The organism is Curtobacterium sp. 1310 (genome assembly GCF_017834105.1).
Lineage (GTDB): Bacteria > Actinomycetota > Actinomycetes > Actinomycetales > Microbacteriaceae > Curtobacterium.
Genome location: NZ_JAFICY010000001.1, coordinates 174,541 through 189,707 on the forward strand (window position 1 = coordinate 174,541; position 15,167 = coordinate 189,707).

The window sequence follows — 15,167 nt, forward strand, 5'->3', positions numbered from 1 at the left end:
CGACGGGCGTAACACCGGCCTGGAGGCCCGTGGTGGCTCGGTAGGATCGGGTCCCGTGAGCGCCAACCCCCTTGCCCCGCCGCGGCTGCGGTTCCCCGCCGACGCCTCCGCGCTGACCGCGCGGATCTGGCCGGCCTCGGCCACGCGGACGGACGACGGTGAGCTCGCCGTCGGCGGCATCGCGGCGTCGGACCTGGTCGCCCGGTTCGGTTCCCCGCTCTACGTCGTCGACGAGCGGGACGTCCAGGCACGCGCGGCGCGGGTCCGCACGGCCTTCACCGAGGCGTTCGCCCGCATCGGCACGCGGGCCCACGTGTACTACGCCGCCAAGGCGTTCTTCACGACCCAGGTCGCCGCGTGGATGACCGAGGCCGGACTGCGGTTGGACGTGTGCACCGCCGGTGAGCTCGCCGTCGCGCTGGCCGGGGGAGCGGACCCCGCGCTGCTCGGCTTCCACGGCAACGACAAGTCGGACGCCGAGATCGCCCGCGCGGTCGAGGTCGGCCTCGGCACGATCGTCCTCGACAGCCACGAGGAGATCGGCCGCGTCGCGCGTGCCGCCGCCGACGCCGGCACGGTCCAGCGCGTGCGCATCCGGATCAACAGCGGCGTGCACGCCTCGACGCACGAGTACCTCGCCACGGCGCGTGAGGACCAGAAGTTCGGCATCCCCCTGAGCGAGGCCGTCGCCGCCGCGGCGGCGGTCCGGGCAGAGCCGTCGCTCGCCTTCGTCGGGCTCCACTCGCACATCGGGTCCCAGATCTTCGACGAGTCCGGGTTCCGTGAGGCAGCTCGGCGACTGATGGACGTGCACGCCGAACTCGTGGCGACGGGTCCGGTCCCGGAGCTGAACCTCGGCGGCGGGTGGGGCATCGACTACACCGAGGCCGACGAGGCGTTCGCGCCCGAGGACGTCGCCGAGGCCCTCGCCACGATCGTCGCCGACGCCTGCACCGAGCGGGGCATCCCCGTCCCGGAGATCGCCGTCGAGCCCGGTCGCTACATCGTCGGCCCGGCCGGCACCACGCTGTACCGCGTCGGCACCGTCAAGCCCGTCTCGCTGGAGACCGAGGACGGCTCCTCGGCTACTCGCACCTACGTGTCGGTCGACGGCGGCATGAGCGACAACGCCCGTCCGGCGCTGTACGGCGCCGACTACACGGCCCGGCTCGCCCGCAGCTCGGACGCCCCGGCGGTGCTGACCCGGGTCGTCGGCAAGCACTGCGAGTCGGGCGACATCGTCGTGAACGACGAGTACCTGCCGGGCGACGTGCACCGCGGTGACCTGCTCGCCGTCGCGGCGACCGGTGCCTACTGCTGGTCCCTCGCCAGCAACTACAACCACGTGGGCCGTCCGCCGGTCGTCGCGGTCGCGGACGGCGCAGCCCGTATCCTCGTCCGTGGCGAGTCGATCGACGACCTGCTCGCCCGCGACACGGGGGTCGTCGCCGGCTGACGCCGCTGACCCCGACCCGACCGGGCTGCCGCCCGCCCCACAGGAATGCGCACCACATGATCGAATACCGCAACGTCCGCGTCGCGCTGCTCGGAGCCGGCTCCGTCGGTTCCCAGGTGGCGCGCCTGCTCCTCGAGCACGGCGACGAGCTGGCCTCGCGCGCGGGTGCCGGACTCGAGCTCGTCGGCATCGCGGTGCGGGACCTCGACGCTCCGCGCGACGTGGACCTGCCGAAGGAGCTCTTCACGACGGACGCGCAGTCGCTCATCCTCGGCGCGGACATCGTCGTCGAGCTGATCGGCGGCATCGAGCCCGCGCGCACGCTGGTGCTCCAGGCGCTGCAGTCCGGTGCGGACGTCGTCACCGGCAACAAGGCGCTCCTCGCCACGCACGGCCCCGAGCTCTTCGCCGCGGCGGAGCAGGTCGGCGCACAGCTCTACTACGAGGCCGCGGTCGCCGGCGCGATCCCGATCATCCGGCCGCTGCACGACTCGCTCGCGGGCGACCGCATCGAGCGGATCATGGGCATCGTCAACGGCACGACGAACTTCATCCTCGACCTGATGGACCGTGAGGGCTCGACCTTCGAGGCGGCCCTCGCGACCGCCACGGAGCTCGGGTACGCCGAGGCCGACCCGACCGCCGACGTCGAGGGCTACGACGCCGCGCAGAAGGCCGCCATCCTGGCCTCGCTCGCGTTCCACACCTCCGTGCCCCTGGCCGCCGTGCACCGCGAGGGCATCACCGCCGTCACGATCGAGCAGGTCCGCGCCGCGCGGAAGGCCGGCTACGTCGTGAAGATCCTGGCGACCGCCGAGCGCCTGACCGACGAGGACGGCGTCGAGGGCGTCAGCGCCCGTGTCTACCCGGCGCTCGTGCCGGAGTCGCACCCGCTCGCCAGTGTGCACGGGGCGAAGAACGCCGTGTTCGTCGAGGCCGAGGCCGCCGGCGACCTGATGTTCTACGGCGCCGGTGCCGGTGGCGTCGAGACCGCGTCGGCCGTGCTCGGCGACCTGGTGTCCGCCGCCCGTCGTCACGTCATCGGCGGCCCCGGCATCGCGGAGTCGACCCAGTCGGCCCTGCCGGTCTTCCCGATCGGCACGGTCCGCACCCGCTACCAGATCACGCTGCACGTGGCCGACGCCCCCGGCGTGCTGTCCACGGTCGCCGGCGTCCTGGCGAAGCACGGCGTGAGCGTCGAGACCGTCGAGCAGTCCGCCGCGACCGACCCGGGCGACGGCACGGCCGGCACCGCGAACCTCGTCATCGGCACGCACCTCGCCCGCGAGTCCGACCTGGCCGCCACGGTCGTCGCGCTCCGGGGCGAGGACGTCGTCGTCGAGATCACCAGCGTCCTGCGGGTGGTCGGGGCCTAGCCCCGCACCGTCAGCAACCCGACTGCACAACACCGAACAAGGAGAGCCTGATGGCCCACCAGTGGCAGGGAGTCCTGCGCGAGTACGCCGACCGTCTCGACGTCACCGAGGCGACGCCCGTCGTCACCCTCGGCGAGGGCGGCACGCCGCTCATCCCGGCCCGACGCCTGTCGGAGCGCACCGGCGCGGACGTGTACGTCAAGTTCGAGGGCATGAACCCGACCGGGTCGTTCAAGGACCGCGGCATGACGATGGCGATCTCGAAGGCCGTCGAGCACGGCGCGAAGGCCGTCATCTGCGCGTCGACCGGCAACACCAGCGCCTCGGCGGCCGCCTACGCCACGCACGCGGGCATCACCGCCGCGGTGCTCGTGCCCGAGGGCAAGATCGCGATGGGCAAGCTCAGCCAGGCCGTCGCGCACGACGCCCAGCTGCTGCAGGTGCAGGGCAACTTCGACGACTGCCTCGACATCGCGCGCGACCTCGCCGCCAACTACCCGGTGCACCTGGTCAACTCGGTGAACAACGACCGCATCGAGGGGCAGAAGACCGCCGCGTTCGAGGTCGTCGACGTGCTGGGCGACGCCCCGGACTTCCACTTCCTGCCGGTCGGCAACGCGGGCAACTACACCGCGTACTCCCGCGGCTACCGCGAGGACGTCGCCGCGGGCCGCTCGACGCGGATGCCGCGCATGTTCGGCTTCCAGGCCGCCGGCTCCGCCCCGATCGTCTCGGGCGAGGTCGTCCGCCACCCGGACACCATCGCCTCCGCCATCCGCATCGGCAACCCGGCGTCGTGGCAGTACGCGCTCGAGGCGCGTGACGAGACCGACGGCTACTTCGGTGCGATCACCGACGAGGGCATCCTCGCCGCGCACCGCATCCTGTCCGCCGAGGTCGGGGTCTTCGTCGAGCCCGCGTCGGCCATCGGCGTCGCCGGGCTGCTCGAGCGTGCGGACGCCGGTGTCGTGCCGCAGGGCGCGAAGGTCGTCATCACGGTGACCGGCCACGGCCTGAAGGACCCGCAGTGGGCCCTCCGCACGGAGGACGGCGGCGAGGTCGCACCGACGAGCGTCCCGGTCGACACGAAGTCGGTCGCCGAGGTGCTCGGACTGGTCGGCTCCGCGTGAGCGTCGACCGCTCGTCCGGACCGGGGGAGGGCGTGAACGCCCGCAGCGCTGTACCGGCCGGACGGGCGGTCCGTGTGCGGGTCCCGGCGACCTCCGCGAACCTCGGCCCGGGCTTCGACTCGCTCGGGCTGGCGCTGTCGGTCTACGACGAGGTGGTCGTCCGCGTCCGCCCGGAGCCCGGCGCGACCGTGATCGTCGAGGGCGTCGGTGCCGGTGAGGTCGCCACCGACGAGTCGAACCTCGTGGTGCAGGCCGTCCGTCGTGGCCTCGAGCACGCCGGTGTGGAGCAGCCCGGACTCGAGCTGCACGCCGTGAACGCGATCGCGCACGGCCGCGGCATGGGCTCGTCGGCCGCCGCCATCGTCGCCGGGCTGATGGCGGCCCGCGGCCTGCTCGAAGGGGTCGTCGACCTCGACGCGTCGACCCTGCTCACCCTGGCCACCGAGATGGAGGGCCACCCCGACAACGTCGCTCCGGCGCTCTTCGGTGGTCTGACGATCGCGTGGATGACCGCCGAGGGTCCCGCGGTCAAGCGCCTGCTGGTGCACCGAGGCGTCTCGCCGGTGGTCTTCGTGCCGACGTCGACGCTCTCGACGAAGCTCGCGCGGTCCCTGCAGCCCGCGAGCGTGCCGCACGAGGACGCCGCGTTCAACGTGTCGCGCTCGGCGCTGCTCGTCGCCGCCCTCATCCAGAGCCCGGAGCTGCTGCTCGCCGCGACCGAGGACCGGCTGCACCAGTCGTACCGTGCGAGCGCCATGCCGGAGACCGATGCACTGATCGGTCTGCTGCGGCAGCACGGGCTCGCCGCGGTGGTCTCCGGCGCCGGGCCGAGCCTGCTCGTGCTGGGCAGCGACCCGGCACAGCGCCTCACCGCGGCCGACCTGGTGGCGCGACACGCGCAGTCCGACTGGCGGGCGCTCATGCTGGCCGTGGACCTCGGTGGTGCTACAGTGGTGCCGCACTCGGCGCTCGAAGCCGATCCAGCGTAGGCGCACAGACCGATCCGAACCGGATCCGTCGGCGCTGGCGCAGGGTCCGGTGCGCGGGGGCACTCTCTTTCAGATCACCGAATCCCGGTCCGTCGTCTGAACGGCGGTCGCAGCGCACCCATGCGCCGGGACGGTGGAAACTCTCCGCGTTCTGCGGTTCGAAAGGAAACACCGACCTTGACGAACGTCAACGACTCCACCCCGGTGGAGATCCCCAGCGACCTGCGCGCGCTCCGTCTCCCGGAGCTCCAGCGCATCGCCTCCTCGCTCGGCATCACGGGGCTCTCGAAGCTCCGCAAGGGCGACCTCATCGCGTCGATCGAGGACAAGCGCCCCGCGACCGACGACGCCGCCCCCGCTGCCGAGACGCCGGCCGACGAGGCACCCGCCGCCGCGGAGGCCGCACCCGCGGCGCAGGAGACCCCCGCCGAGCAGCCGACGCTGGCCGCACCGGCGACCTCGCCGGCCGCCGACGACGCCGCAGCCGACCAGACGGAGTCGGCTCCGGAGCCCCGCGGTCGCCGCTCGCGCCGCGCCTCCTCGGCCGGCACGGTGAACACCGCGCAGACCTCGGCCGCGGAGCACACGAACCACGGGCACACCGGCACCGAGGACCTGCTCGCGGGGCTCGACCAGGTCCGTGCCGAGAAGGACGCGGAGGAGGCCGCGCAGTCCGGTCGCCGCCGCGGCCGCCGCGGGAACCAGGACGCCGGCCAGCAGGACGGCGGCCAGCAGCGGGACGGCGCCGAGCAGGCCGCTGCCCCCGAGACCGACGAGGCGACCGGCGCGCAGCCGACCTCGGCGACGGACCAGGGCGACCAGGCCGACCAGCAGGGCGAGGGCGGTTCGCGCCGCGGACGTCGCAGCCGTGGTCGCGGCCGTGGCCGCGGGCAGAACGCCGAGGGCACCGAACAGCAGAGCGGTGACCAGCAGGGCGGCCAGCAGAACGGCGGCCAGGCGAACGCCGGCCAGCAGAACGGTCAGCAGCAGAAGCAGAACGGCAAGCAGGACGAGCAGAAGTCCGGCGACGCGAAGCAGGACGACCGTCAGCCGAAGCAGAACGGCCAGCAGAAGCAGAACGGCCAGCAGCAGAACGCCCAGCAGCAGCAGCACGCCGACGAGGCCGAGGCCGGCCGCGGTCGTCGTCAGCGTGACCGCAAGCGCGGCCGCGGCGGTCAGAACGACGAGTTCGAGCCGGAGATCACCGAGGACGACGTCCTCATCCCGATCGCGGGCATCCTCGACGTCCTCGACAACTACGCGTTCGTCCGCACGACCGGCTACCTGCCGGGACCGAGCGACGTCTACGTGTCCCTCGGCCAGGTGAAGAAGTACCACCTGCGCAAGGGCGACGCGATCGTCGGTGCGATCAAGCAGCCGCGCGACAACGAGCAGCAGGCGCGCCAGAAGTACAACGCGCTCGTCAAGGTGGACTCGGTCAACGGCCAGACCGCGGACGAGGCAGCGGCCCGTGTCGAGTTCCACGACCTGACCCCGCTGTACCCGAACGAGCGCCTCCGCCTCGAGACCGAGCCGGCGAAGCTCAGCACGCGCATCATCGACCTGGTCGCACCGATCGGCAAGGGTCAGCGCGGCCTCATCGTCTCGCCGCCCAAGGCCGGCAAGACCGTCGTGCTGCAGGCCATCGCCAACGCGATCGCCAAGAACAACCCCGAGGCGCACCTCATGGTCGTGCTCGTGGACGAGCGGCCCGAAGAGGTCACCGACATGCAGCGCTCGGTGAAGGGCGAGGTCATCGCCTCGACCTTCGACCGTCCGGCGGAGGACCACACCACGGTCGCCGAGCTCGCCATCGAACGTGCGAAGCGGCTGGTCGAGCTGGGCCACGACGTCGTCGTGCTCCTCGACTCGATCACCCGTCTCGGCCGCGCCTACAACCTGGCGACGCCGGCCTCCGGCCGCGTGCTCTCCGGTGGCGTCGACTCGGCGGCCCTGTACCCGCCGAAGCGCTTCTTCGGCGCTGCGCGCAACATCGAGGACGGCGGCTCGCTGACCATCCTCGCCACCGCGCTCGTCGAGACCGGCTCCAAGATGGACGAGGTCATCTTCGAGGAGTTCAAGGGCACCGGCAACATGGAGCTCCGCCTCAACCGGCACCTCGCCGACAAGCGGATCTTCCCGGCCGTCGACATCAACGCCTCCGGCACCCGGCGCGAGGAGCAGCTGCTCTCCGCCGACGAGGTCAAGATCACGTGGCGCCTGCGCCGTGCCCTCGCCGGGCTCGACCCGCAGCAGGCGCTCGACGTCGTCCTCCGCAACCTCAAGGAGACGCAGTCGAACGTCGAGTTCCTGGTCCAGGTGCAGAAGTCGGTCCCCACGACCGGCGGTCGCCACGACGGCCACCAGGAGTAACGCGTGTTCGAGTCGGTGGCCGGGCTGCTGGCGGAACACGAGGACCTGACGCAGCAGCTGTCGGACCCCGCGCTCCACGCCGATGCGGCCCGCGCGAAGAAGGTGAACCGGCGGTACGCCGAGCTCAACCAGATCAAGGCCGCGTACGAGGCCTGGCAGGCGGCGGGGGACGACCTCGCCGCCGCCCAGGAGCTCGCCCGCGAGGACGAGGCGTTCGCGGACGAGGTCCCGGCGCTCCAGGAGCAGCTGTCGGAGCGCCAGGAGCGTCTCCGCCGGCTGCTCATCCCGCGGGACCCGGACGACGGCCGCGACGTCATCATGGAGATCAAGGGCGGTGAGGGTGGTGAGGAGTCGGCGCTCTTCGCGGCCGACCTCCTCCGCATGTACTCGCACTACGCCGAGACGAAGGGCTGGAAGGTCGAGCTCCTCGAGCGGACCGAGAGCGACCTCGGCGGCTACAAGGACGTGCAGGTCGCGATCAAGTCGAACGCGACCGACCCGTCCCAGGGCGTCTGGGCGCACCTGAAGTACGAGGGCGGTGTGCACCGGGTGCAGCGCGTTCCGGCGACCGAGTCGCAGGGCCGCATCCACACCTCGACCACCGGCGTGCTGGTGTTCCCCGAGGTGGACGAGCCCGAGGAGGTCCAGATCAACCAGAACGACCTCAAGATCGACGTCTACCGGTCGTCCGGCCCCGGCGGGCAGTCGGTCAACACGACCGACTCCGCCGTCCGCATCACCCACCTGCCCACGGGCATCACGGTGGCGATGCAGAACGAGAAGTCCCAGCTGCAGAACCGTGAGGCCGGCATGCGCGTCCTGCGTGCCCGCATCCTCGCGCGACAGCAGGAGGAGCTCGACGCCATCGCCTCGGACGCACGCAAGTCGCAGATCCGCGGCATGGACCGTTCGGAGCGCATCCGCACGTACAACTTCCCGGAGAACCGCATCGCGGACCACCGCACCGGGTACAAGGCGTACGACCTGGACCGCGTGATGAACGGTGCGCTCGAGCCCGTCGTCCGGTCCGCCATCCAGGCGGACGAAGAGGCACGCCTGGCCGCCATCGGCGACCAGGACGCCTAGGCCCGGTCTGGAGGCACGGATCACCTCCGACAGCCGACCCACGTCCGCAGCGGATCGCCTCCTCGACGAGGCGACCGCTGCGCTCGTCGCGCACGGTGTCCCGACCCCGCGCGTCGACGCCGAACTCCTGCTCGCCTGGGCGACCGACACGTCGCGGGGTGCCGTGCAGGCCCGTGCCCTGACGGGCGGCGCCATCTCGGCGGAGCACGTCGAGCGCTTCCGGTACGCCGTCGCACGTCGCACCACCCGCGAGCCGCTGCAGCACATCACGGGCGAGGCGCACTTCCGGGCGCTGACGCTGTCCGTCGGGCCGGGCGTCTTCGTCCCGCGCCCGGAGACCGAGGGCGTCGTGCAGTTCGGCATCGACGCACTGCGTGCGACCGCGGTGCCCGAGCCGGTGGCGGTCGACCTCGGCTCCGGCAGCGGAGCGATCGCCGTCGCGATGGACACCGAGGTGCCGAACGCCGTCGTCTACGCGGTCGAGCGGTCACCCGAGGCACTGCCCTGGACCCGGCGCAACATCGACGCGCACGGCGGCACCGTCCGACTGGTCGAGGGCGACCTCGCCGACGCGCTCCCGGAGCTCGACGGCACGGTCTCGGTCGTCGTCTCGAACCCGCCGTACGTCCCCGACGACATGGTGCCCGTCGACCCCGAGGTCCGCGACCACGACCCGGCGCTCGCGCTGTACGGGGGACCCGACGGGCTCGACGCCGTCCGGGCACTCACCGACACCGCATGGCGGCTCCTCGTCCCGGGAGGGCTCCTCGTCATCGAGCACGCCGAGCAGCAGGGCGCCGGCGTGCGCGACGTGCTCGCACGGCGGGGGTTCCGGTCCCCGGAGACGCACGTCGACCTGACGGGGCGCGACCGCACGACCACCGCCACCCGCTAGGCGGGGTGGCTCCGGGCCTCCCGGCCGTCGTCCGGGTCCCCGCACGACGCGACCTCGGCGGATCTGCGCAGCGGTACTGTGCTGCGAGGAACCGCGCCCGTCGCGTGTCGCGGACGTGACGGGTCAGGCGGTGGCGACCCGCTGCTGGGCTGCGACGAAGGCGCGAACCGCTCTGCGCAGGTCGGTGTGCTCCTCGACCAGGACCGCGTGGATGCCGAGGACGCGGGCCGCCTCGACGTTGACCGGCATGTCGTCGGCGAAGAACGCGCGCTCGGCGGGCACACCGTGGTGCGCGAGCGCCCGTTCGAACACCTCGGGCTCGGGCTTGCGCGCGCCGAAGTTGCTCGTCGTGTCCAGGTACTCGCCGAAGAGCGGCGGCAACGACGGTGCCCACCTCCCGATCCACCGGCCCGCGAGCGGACCGTTGTTCGTGAGCAGGCCGACACGGCCGTGCTCGGACGCGATCCGGACGGCCTCGATGCGCTCGGGCAGCTCGGTCATCGCCGCGCCGCGGATGCGCGCCCAGTCCGCCTCGGGCACCGCGCACCCCATCGCCTCGGCGAAGGCGGCGAGGTAGGCGTCCCCGTCGGGGAAGTGCCCGGCCTCGGCACGGGACTCGTGGCCGCAGTCCCACCAGCGTCGGCGGAGCTCCTCGAAGGAGTGCCCGGTGTACTCGCCGAGGGCCGCCATCCGGACCCGCCAGTCGTACCGGACGAGCACGTCGTCCATGTCGAAGAGGAACAGGAGTCGGGGCGCGGGCGTCTCGTTCACGATGCCGTCCATTGTGTCGCACTATCATCGTCGAGTCATGGCCTCCCGATACGACTGCACCGACCCCGACGGGCTCCTGACCGGGATGCGGCTCGCACGTGCCGCCCTCGGCCGGGGAGAACTCGTCGTCGTCCCGACCGACACCGTCTACGGCGTCGCGGCGGACGCCTTCAGCGCGACCGCCGTCCAGCGCCTGCTCGACGCCAAGGGCCGCACCCGCCAGTCGCCGCCCCCGGTGCTGATCCCCGGACCGCCGACGCTCGAGGCGTTGGCGACCGAGATCCCGCAGCAGGTCCGCGACCTGGTCGACGAGTTCTGGCCCGGCGGGCTCACCGTCATCCTGCGCGCGCAACCGTCGCTGGACTGGGACCTGGGGGAGACCCGGGGCACCGTCGCGCTCCGCATGCCGGACTCGCGCATCGCCCTCGAGCTGCTGCAGGAGGTCGGACCGCTCGCGGTCTCCTCCGCGAACTCGACCGGTGACCCTGCCGCGATGGACGTGGACCGGGCCGAGTCGATGCTCGGCGACAGCGTGTCGGTCTACCTCGACGGGGGACCGCTCGCGGTGCACGACGGCTTCGCCGCCTCGACCGGGTCGACCATCGTCGACGCGACCGGCCTCTCGACCGGCGGGAAGCTGACGATCGTCCGACACGGGGTGATCGCCGACGAGGACATCGTCCGGGTCGTCGGAGCCGACCTCGTCACGTGAAGTACTACCTGCTCGCCGGGGCCATCGCGGCCGTGGTGAGCTTCGTCTGCAGCTGGGCCGTGTGGAAGCTCGGCCTGCGCTACGGCTGGTACCCGAAGGTCCGCGAGCGCGACGTGCACCGCACGCCCACACCGCGGCTCGGCGGGATCGCGATGTACCTCGGCGTGATCGTGTCGCTGCTGGCGGCCTGGTTCCTCTTCCCCTCCATCGCGGGGACCGACTACTTCCGGCTCGTGTTCTCGGAACCCGGGCGCGTGATCGCGGTGCTCGCGGGTGCGACGATCATCGTGGTGCTCGGTGTCGCCGACGACATCTGGGACCTCGACTGGATGACGAAGCTCGCCGGGCAGATCATCGCCGCGGGGATCCTGGCCTGGCAGGGCGTGGCGATCGTGTCGCTGCCGATCGGCAACACGCTCGGGGTCGGGTCGTCCTACATGAGCCTGATCTTCACCGTGCTCGCCGTCGTGCTCGTGATGAACGCCGTCAACTTCATCGACGGTCTGGACGGCCTCGTCGCCGGGGTCGCGATCATCGCCGGCGGCGTGTTCTTCCTCTACACGTTCTTCATCAACCGCGTGGTCGTGCAGACGGAGTTCTTCTTCAACCTGCCCTCGTTGCTCACGGCGGTGCTCGTCGGTGCCTGCACGGGGTTCCTCGTCCTCAACTGGCACCCGGCGAAGCTCTTCATGGGCGACGCCGGCGCGCTGCTCGTCGGGTTCCTGATGGCCACGAGCGCCGTGTCCGTGACGGGCAACATCGACCCCGCGGTCATCTCGACACGCCAGGCCCTGCTGCCGGCGTTCATCCCGATCCTGCTGCCCTTCGCGATCCTGATCGTGCCGATCCTCGACTTCGGGCTCGCCGTCACCCGTCGGCTCAGCGCGGGCAAGTCGCCGTTCTCGGCCGACCGGAAGCACCTGCACCACCGTCTGCTCGACATGGGGCACTCCCACTTCCACGCCGTGCTGATCTTCTACGCGTGGACGGCCACCGTCGCCGTCGGGTGCCTGCTGTTCCTCTTCGTCGAGTGGTACTGGGTGGTCACGGTCGTCGCGATCGGCTTCACCGTGTGCGCGATCGCCACCTTCGCCCCGCTCGGCCGGAAGCGCGCGGAGTTCGCCGCGCAGGCCGCCACCCGCTCGAACACCGTCGTCGACGCCAGCCTCGACCCGCTCGACCGCGCCGCCAACGACCGAACGATCCCTGGAGACCCCTCGTGACCGCACCGAACGCCCTCGACCACGTCCGGCCGGTGTTCCGCCGGATCCTCCTCTGGGCGGCCCTCCTCGCCGTCGGCCTGGCCGTCGTCGGGGGAGTCGTCGGGCTCGTCGTCGCCGGGACGCCGGGACTCGCCGGTGGCCTGCTCGGCGCGGTGCTGAGCGTGGTGTTCCTCGGGCTCACCGCGGTCTCGGTGCTCGTCGCCCTCCGGGTGTCGAAGGGGCAGATGATCTCGGGCGCCTTCTTCGGGATCGTGATGGGGACGTGGATCCTGAAGTTCGTGCTCTTCCTGGTGGTCCTGCTCGCACTGCGCGACCGCGCCTGGGTGGACTTCCCGGTGCTCGCCGTGGTGATCATCGCGGGCGTCGTCGGGTCGCTCGTGATCGACGTGGTGGCGGTCGCCAAGGCCCGCATCCCGATCGGGGTGCACCTGCCCGGCGACGCGGTCGATCCTGGGAACGACACCCCACGGCCCTGAGAGCCCGAGAAGCCTCTCGCACCTGATAGGCTTCTCGAAGTCCGCGTCCGGAGCCTCGCTCGGAGCGGACGAGCCTCCACAAAGTCCACCATCGCGTGCCGTGTGTGCGCGCGCCGACACAGGAGACAGCGCTGCTATCCCACGCTCTTCCCCTGTCCCTCACCGCCGCGGCCAACACCGTGGCGGCGGGGAGCAGCAAGGCCGCCGAATTCCATGGTCCGTCGATCAACGAGTTCTTCCCGGACCCGATCTTCTTCGCCGGGACCCCGATCGAGATGGACCGCATCGTCCTCATCCGCTTGTTCGCGGTGGCCGTGCTGCTCGTCTTCGCGTTCGTCGGGACCCGTGCCCTGAAGCTCGTCCCGAACCGCGGACAGGCCTTCATCGAGTACGCGTTCGACGTCGTCCGCCGCAACACCTTCGACAACCTCGGTGAGAAGGACGGCAAGCGCTTCCTGCCGCTCCTGGCCACGGTGTTCTTCGGTGTCCTGTTCATGAACCTGACGGGTCTCATCCCGTTCATGAACATCGCCGGTACGAGCCGCATCGCGATGCCGATGATCCTGGCGATCGTCGCGTACGTCGCGTTCATCTACGCGGGCCTCCGCAAGCACCCGGGCACGTTCCTCCGCAACGCGCTCTTCCCGCCCGGTGTCCCGTGGCCGCTCTACATCATCGTGACGCCGATCGAGCTCGTCTCGACCTTCGTGCTCCGTCCGGTGACGCTGACGCTGCGACTGCTCATGAACATGGTCGTGGGTCACCTCCTCCTGGTGCTCTTCTTCTCGGCCACCTGGTTCTTCTTCTTCGACGCCGAGAGCCTCTTCAAGCTCTTCGGCATCGGGACCCTGGCGTTCGGCATCGCGTTCAGCTTCTTCGAGATCCTCGTCGCGCTGCTGCAGGCGTACGTCTTCATGCTGCTGACCGCTGTGTACATCCAGCTCGCGCTGGCTGACGAGCACTGACCGACCCCTTCTGACCCCCATACGGCACGACATCCGTCGGGCCGCACTCGAAAGGAAAACACGTGGACGCAACGACCGTTCTCGCGGAGATCAACGGCAACATCGCGACGGTTGGCTACGGCCTCGCTGCGATCGGTCCGGCCATCGGCGTCGGCATCGTCGTCGGCAAGACGATCGAGTCCGTCGCTCGCCAGCCCGAGCTCCAGGGCCGTCTGACGACCCTCATGTACATCGGTATCGCCTTCACGGAGGCCCTGGCCTTCATCGGTATCGCGACGTACTTCATCTTCACCAACTAAGGCTTCTCGATGCAGACTGCACTCATCATCGCGGCGGAGGAGACCCACAATCCGCTGATCCCACCGGTGTACGACATCGTGTGGTCCGCGGTGGCCTTCGTCATCATCTTCCTCGTGATGTGGCGCGTCGTGACGCCGCGCATCACGAAGATGCTCGATGAGCGCACCGAGGCCATCGAGGGTGGCATCAAGAAGGCGGAGGCCGCTCAGGAGCAGGCCGCCGCTGCACTCGACGAGTACAACAAGCAGCTCGCCGACGCGCGTGCCGAGGCCTCGCGCATCCGCGAGCAGGCCCGTGCCGACGCGACCGCGATCGGCAACGAGGTCCGCGAGCAGGCGCAGGCAGATGCAGCACGCATCACCGCCAACGCCCAGGCGCAGATCGAGGCCGAGCGGCAGAGCGCGCTCCAGTCGCTGCGGAGCGAGGTGGGCACCCTCGCCCTCGACCTCGCCTCCGGTGTGATCGGTGAGTCCCTGCGGGACGACGCGAAGTCGGCTGCGGTCGTCGACCGCTTCATCGCCGACCTCGAGGCGTCCCAGGGCCAGCCGGCCGGGGAGCGCTGAGCATGCGGAGCGCCACGCGGTCCGCACTCTCGTCCACGCGGGCGGTCCTCGCTGACCTCGGCGGGTCGGTCGACCTCGCCACGGGCATCGAGATCCTCTCCACCGGGCGTGCGATCGCCGGTTCGTCCCAGCTGCTCGGACTGCTGGCGGACCCGACCGCGGACGTCGTCGGCAAGAAGGTCCTCATCGACCGCGTCTTCGCCGGTCAGTCCGAGGCGACGCGTGCGGTGCTGACCGCGGTGGCCGGCTCGCGCTGGTCCTCGCCGTCGGACCTGCTCGCGGGTGTCGAGGACGCGGGCATCCGCGCCGTCGCCGGAACCGCATCGTCGGAGACGTCGATCGAGGCCGAGCTGTTCTCCTTCGAGACCGCCGTCCGCTCGGACGCGGCGCTCGAGCTGGCACTGGGCACGAAGCTCGGCAGCCCGTCGGAGAAGGCTGCGCTCGTCCAGCGGCTCGTCGGTTCGAAGGTCTCGGCGCAGACCACCGCGATCCTGGAGCACCTCGTGCAGCAGCCGCGCGGCCGCCGCATCGGTGAGATCGTCCGCGATGCCTCGCGCATCGTGGCCGACCAGGCCGGCAAGCTCGTCGCCACGGTGACCACCGCGGCCCCGCTCTCGGACGGTCAGGCGGCTCGCGTCGCCCGCGGCATCAGCGAGCGGTACGGCAAGGACATCAGCGTCAACCAGGTCGTCGACCCCGCGGTCGTCGGCGGGATGCGCGTGCAGGTCGGTGGCGACGTCATCGACGGCACGGTGTCCACGCGCCTGTCGGAGCTCCGGCTCCAGCTGGCCGGCTGAGCGTACCGTCGAAGCCGACCCCTCCAAGTCCACAACGGGAACTGTCCCTCAACGG

At 71.3% G+C, this 15,167-nt stretch carries 15 protein-coding genes; 14 read left to right on the top strand and 1 reads right to left on the bottom strand.

What is annotated here, in order from left to right; all coding sequences use genetic code 11:
* Window positions 1-55: 55 nt before the first annotated feature.
* From lysA to prmC, 7 genes are all read left to right on the top strand, one after another.
* Entirely contained in the window at window positions 56-1,456 is a 1,401-nt protein-coding gene (gene lysA / locus JOD95_RS00810) for a diaminopimelate decarboxylase (RefSeq protein WP_209682379.1), read from the top strand.
* A 56-nt stretch (window positions 1,457-1,512) separates the two neighbouring features.
* The gene (locus JOD95_RS00815; RefSeq protein WP_209682380.1) at window positions 1,513-2,832 is read left to right on the top strand and encodes a homoserine dehydrogenase; all 1,320 of its coding nucleotides are present in this window, start codon (window positions 1,513-1,515) and stop codon (window positions 2,830-2,832) included.
* Window positions 2,833-2,882: 50 nt separating this feature from the next.
* Window positions 2,883-3,962: a threonine synthase gene (gene thrC / locus JOD95_RS00820; protein WP_066654638.1), complete on the top strand. Its 1,080-nt coding sequence runs from the start codon at window positions 2,883-2,885 to the stop codon at window positions 3,960-3,962.
* A 32-nt stretch (window positions 3,963-3,994) separates the two neighbouring features.
* Window positions 3,995-4,951: a homoserine kinase gene (thrB, locus tag JOD95_RS00825; RefSeq protein ID WP_066658327.1), complete on the top strand. Its 957-nt coding sequence runs from the start codon at window positions 3,995-3,997 to the stop codon at window positions 4,949-4,951.
* Between the two features lie 177 nt (window positions 4,952-5,128).
* Window positions 5,129-7,324 carry a transcription termination factor Rho gene (rho, locus tag JOD95_RS00830; protein ID WP_245171051.1) on the top strand — a complete coding sequence of 732 codons (2,196 nt, stop codon included), beginning with the start codon at window positions 5,129-5,131 and terminating at the stop codon, window positions 7,322-7,324.
* A 3-nt stretch (window positions 7,325-7,327) separates the two neighbouring features.
* The gene (gene prfA / locus JOD95_RS00835) at window positions 7,328-8,410 is read left to right on the top strand and encodes a peptide chain release factor 1 (protein ID WP_066654635.1); all 1,083 of its coding nucleotides are present in this window, start codon (window positions 7,328-7,330) and stop codon (window positions 8,408-8,410) included.
* Window positions 8,411-8,429: 19 nt separating this feature from the next.
* Entirely contained in the window at window positions 8,430-9,305 is an 876-nt protein-coding gene (gene prmC, locus JOD95_RS00840) for a peptide chain release factor N(5)-glutamine methyltransferase (RefSeq protein ID WP_307810367.1), read from the top strand.
* Between the two features lie 123 nt (window positions 9,306-9,428).
* Here prmC and JOD95_RS00845 read toward each other — a convergent pair whose 3' ends face one another.
* Entirely contained in the window at window positions 9,429-10,076 is a 648-nt protein-coding gene (locus JOD95_RS00845; protein ID WP_307810337.1) for an HAD family phosphatase, read from the bottom strand.
* A gap of 37 nt (window positions 10,077-10,113) precedes the next feature.
* Here JOD95_RS00845 and JOD95_RS00850 point away from each other — a divergent pair, with 37 nt between their 5' ends.
* The 7 genes from JOD95_RS00850 (at window position 10,114) to JOD95_RS00880 (ending at window position 15,112) form a co-directional block, all read left to right on the top strand.
* Window positions 10,114-10,788: an L-threonylcarbamoyladenylate synthase gene (locus JOD95_RS00850; RefSeq protein ID WP_066654631.1), complete on the top strand. Its 675-nt coding sequence runs from the start codon at window positions 10,114-10,116 to the stop codon at window positions 10,786-10,788.
* Window positions 10,785-12,011: an MraY family glycosyltransferase gene (locus JOD95_RS00855; protein ID WP_066654629.1), complete on the top strand. Its 1,227-nt coding sequence runs from the start codon at window positions 10,785-10,787 to the stop codon at window positions 12,009-12,011. Before JOD95_RS00850 ends, JOD95_RS00855 begins: the two co-directional genes overlap by 4 nt.
* Window positions 12,008-12,487, top strand: a complete 480-nt coding sequence (locus tag JOD95_RS00860) for a hypothetical protein (protein WP_081984896.1) — start codon at window positions 12,008-12,010, stop codon at window positions 12,485-12,487. The genes JOD95_RS00855 and JOD95_RS00860 overlap by 4 nt, the downstream gene beginning before the upstream one ends.
* A gap of 179 nt (window positions 12,488-12,666) precedes the next feature.
* Window positions 12,667-13,452 (top strand): F0F1 ATP synthase subunit A, encoded by a 786-nt coding sequence (gene atpB / locus JOD95_RS00865; RefSeq protein WP_144411309.1) that lies wholly within the window; start codon window positions 12,667-12,669, stop codon window positions 13,450-13,452.
* Between the two features lie 62 nt (window positions 13,453-13,514).
* Window positions 13,515-13,751: an ATP synthase F0 subunit C gene (gene atpE / locus JOD95_RS00870; protein ID WP_027465781.1), complete on the top strand. Its 237-nt coding sequence runs from the start codon at window positions 13,515-13,517 to the stop codon at window positions 13,749-13,751.
* A gap of 9 nt (window positions 13,752-13,760) precedes the next feature.
* Window positions 13,761-14,315, top strand: a complete 555-nt coding sequence (locus tag JOD95_RS00875) for a F0F1 ATP synthase subunit B (protein ID WP_066654628.1) — start codon at window positions 13,761-13,763, stop codon at window positions 14,313-14,315.
* 2 nt (window positions 14,316-14,317) lie between these two features.
* Window positions 14,318-15,112, top strand: a complete 795-nt coding sequence (locus tag JOD95_RS00880; protein ID WP_066654626.1) for a F0F1 ATP synthase subunit delta — start codon at window positions 14,318-14,320, stop codon at window positions 15,110-15,112.
* Window positions 15,113-15,167 lie beyond the last annotated feature (55 nt).

Excerpts from the sequence above, each read along its gene's own strand:
- JOD95_RS00815 (WP_209682380.1), top strand. The coding sequence starts at position 1,513 with ATGATCGAATACCGCAACGTCCGCGTCGCGCTGCTCGGAGCCGGCTCC.
- thrC (WP_066654638.1), top strand. The coding sequence starts at position 2,883 with ATGGCCCACCAGTGGCAGGGAGTCCTGCGCGAGTACGCCGACCGTCTC.
- JOD95_RS00850 (WP_066654631.1), top strand. The coding sequence starts at position 10,114 with ATGGCCTCCCGATACGACTGCACCGACCCCGACGGGCTCCTGACCGGG.
- JOD95_RS00875 (WP_066654628.1), top strand. The coding sequence starts at position 13,761 with ATGCAGACTGCACTCATCATCGCGGCGGAGGAGACCCACAATCCGCTG.
- JOD95_RS00880 (WP_066654626.1), top strand. The coding sequence starts at position 14,318 with ATGCGGAGCGCCACGCGGTCCGCACTCTCGTCCACGCGGGCGGTCCTC.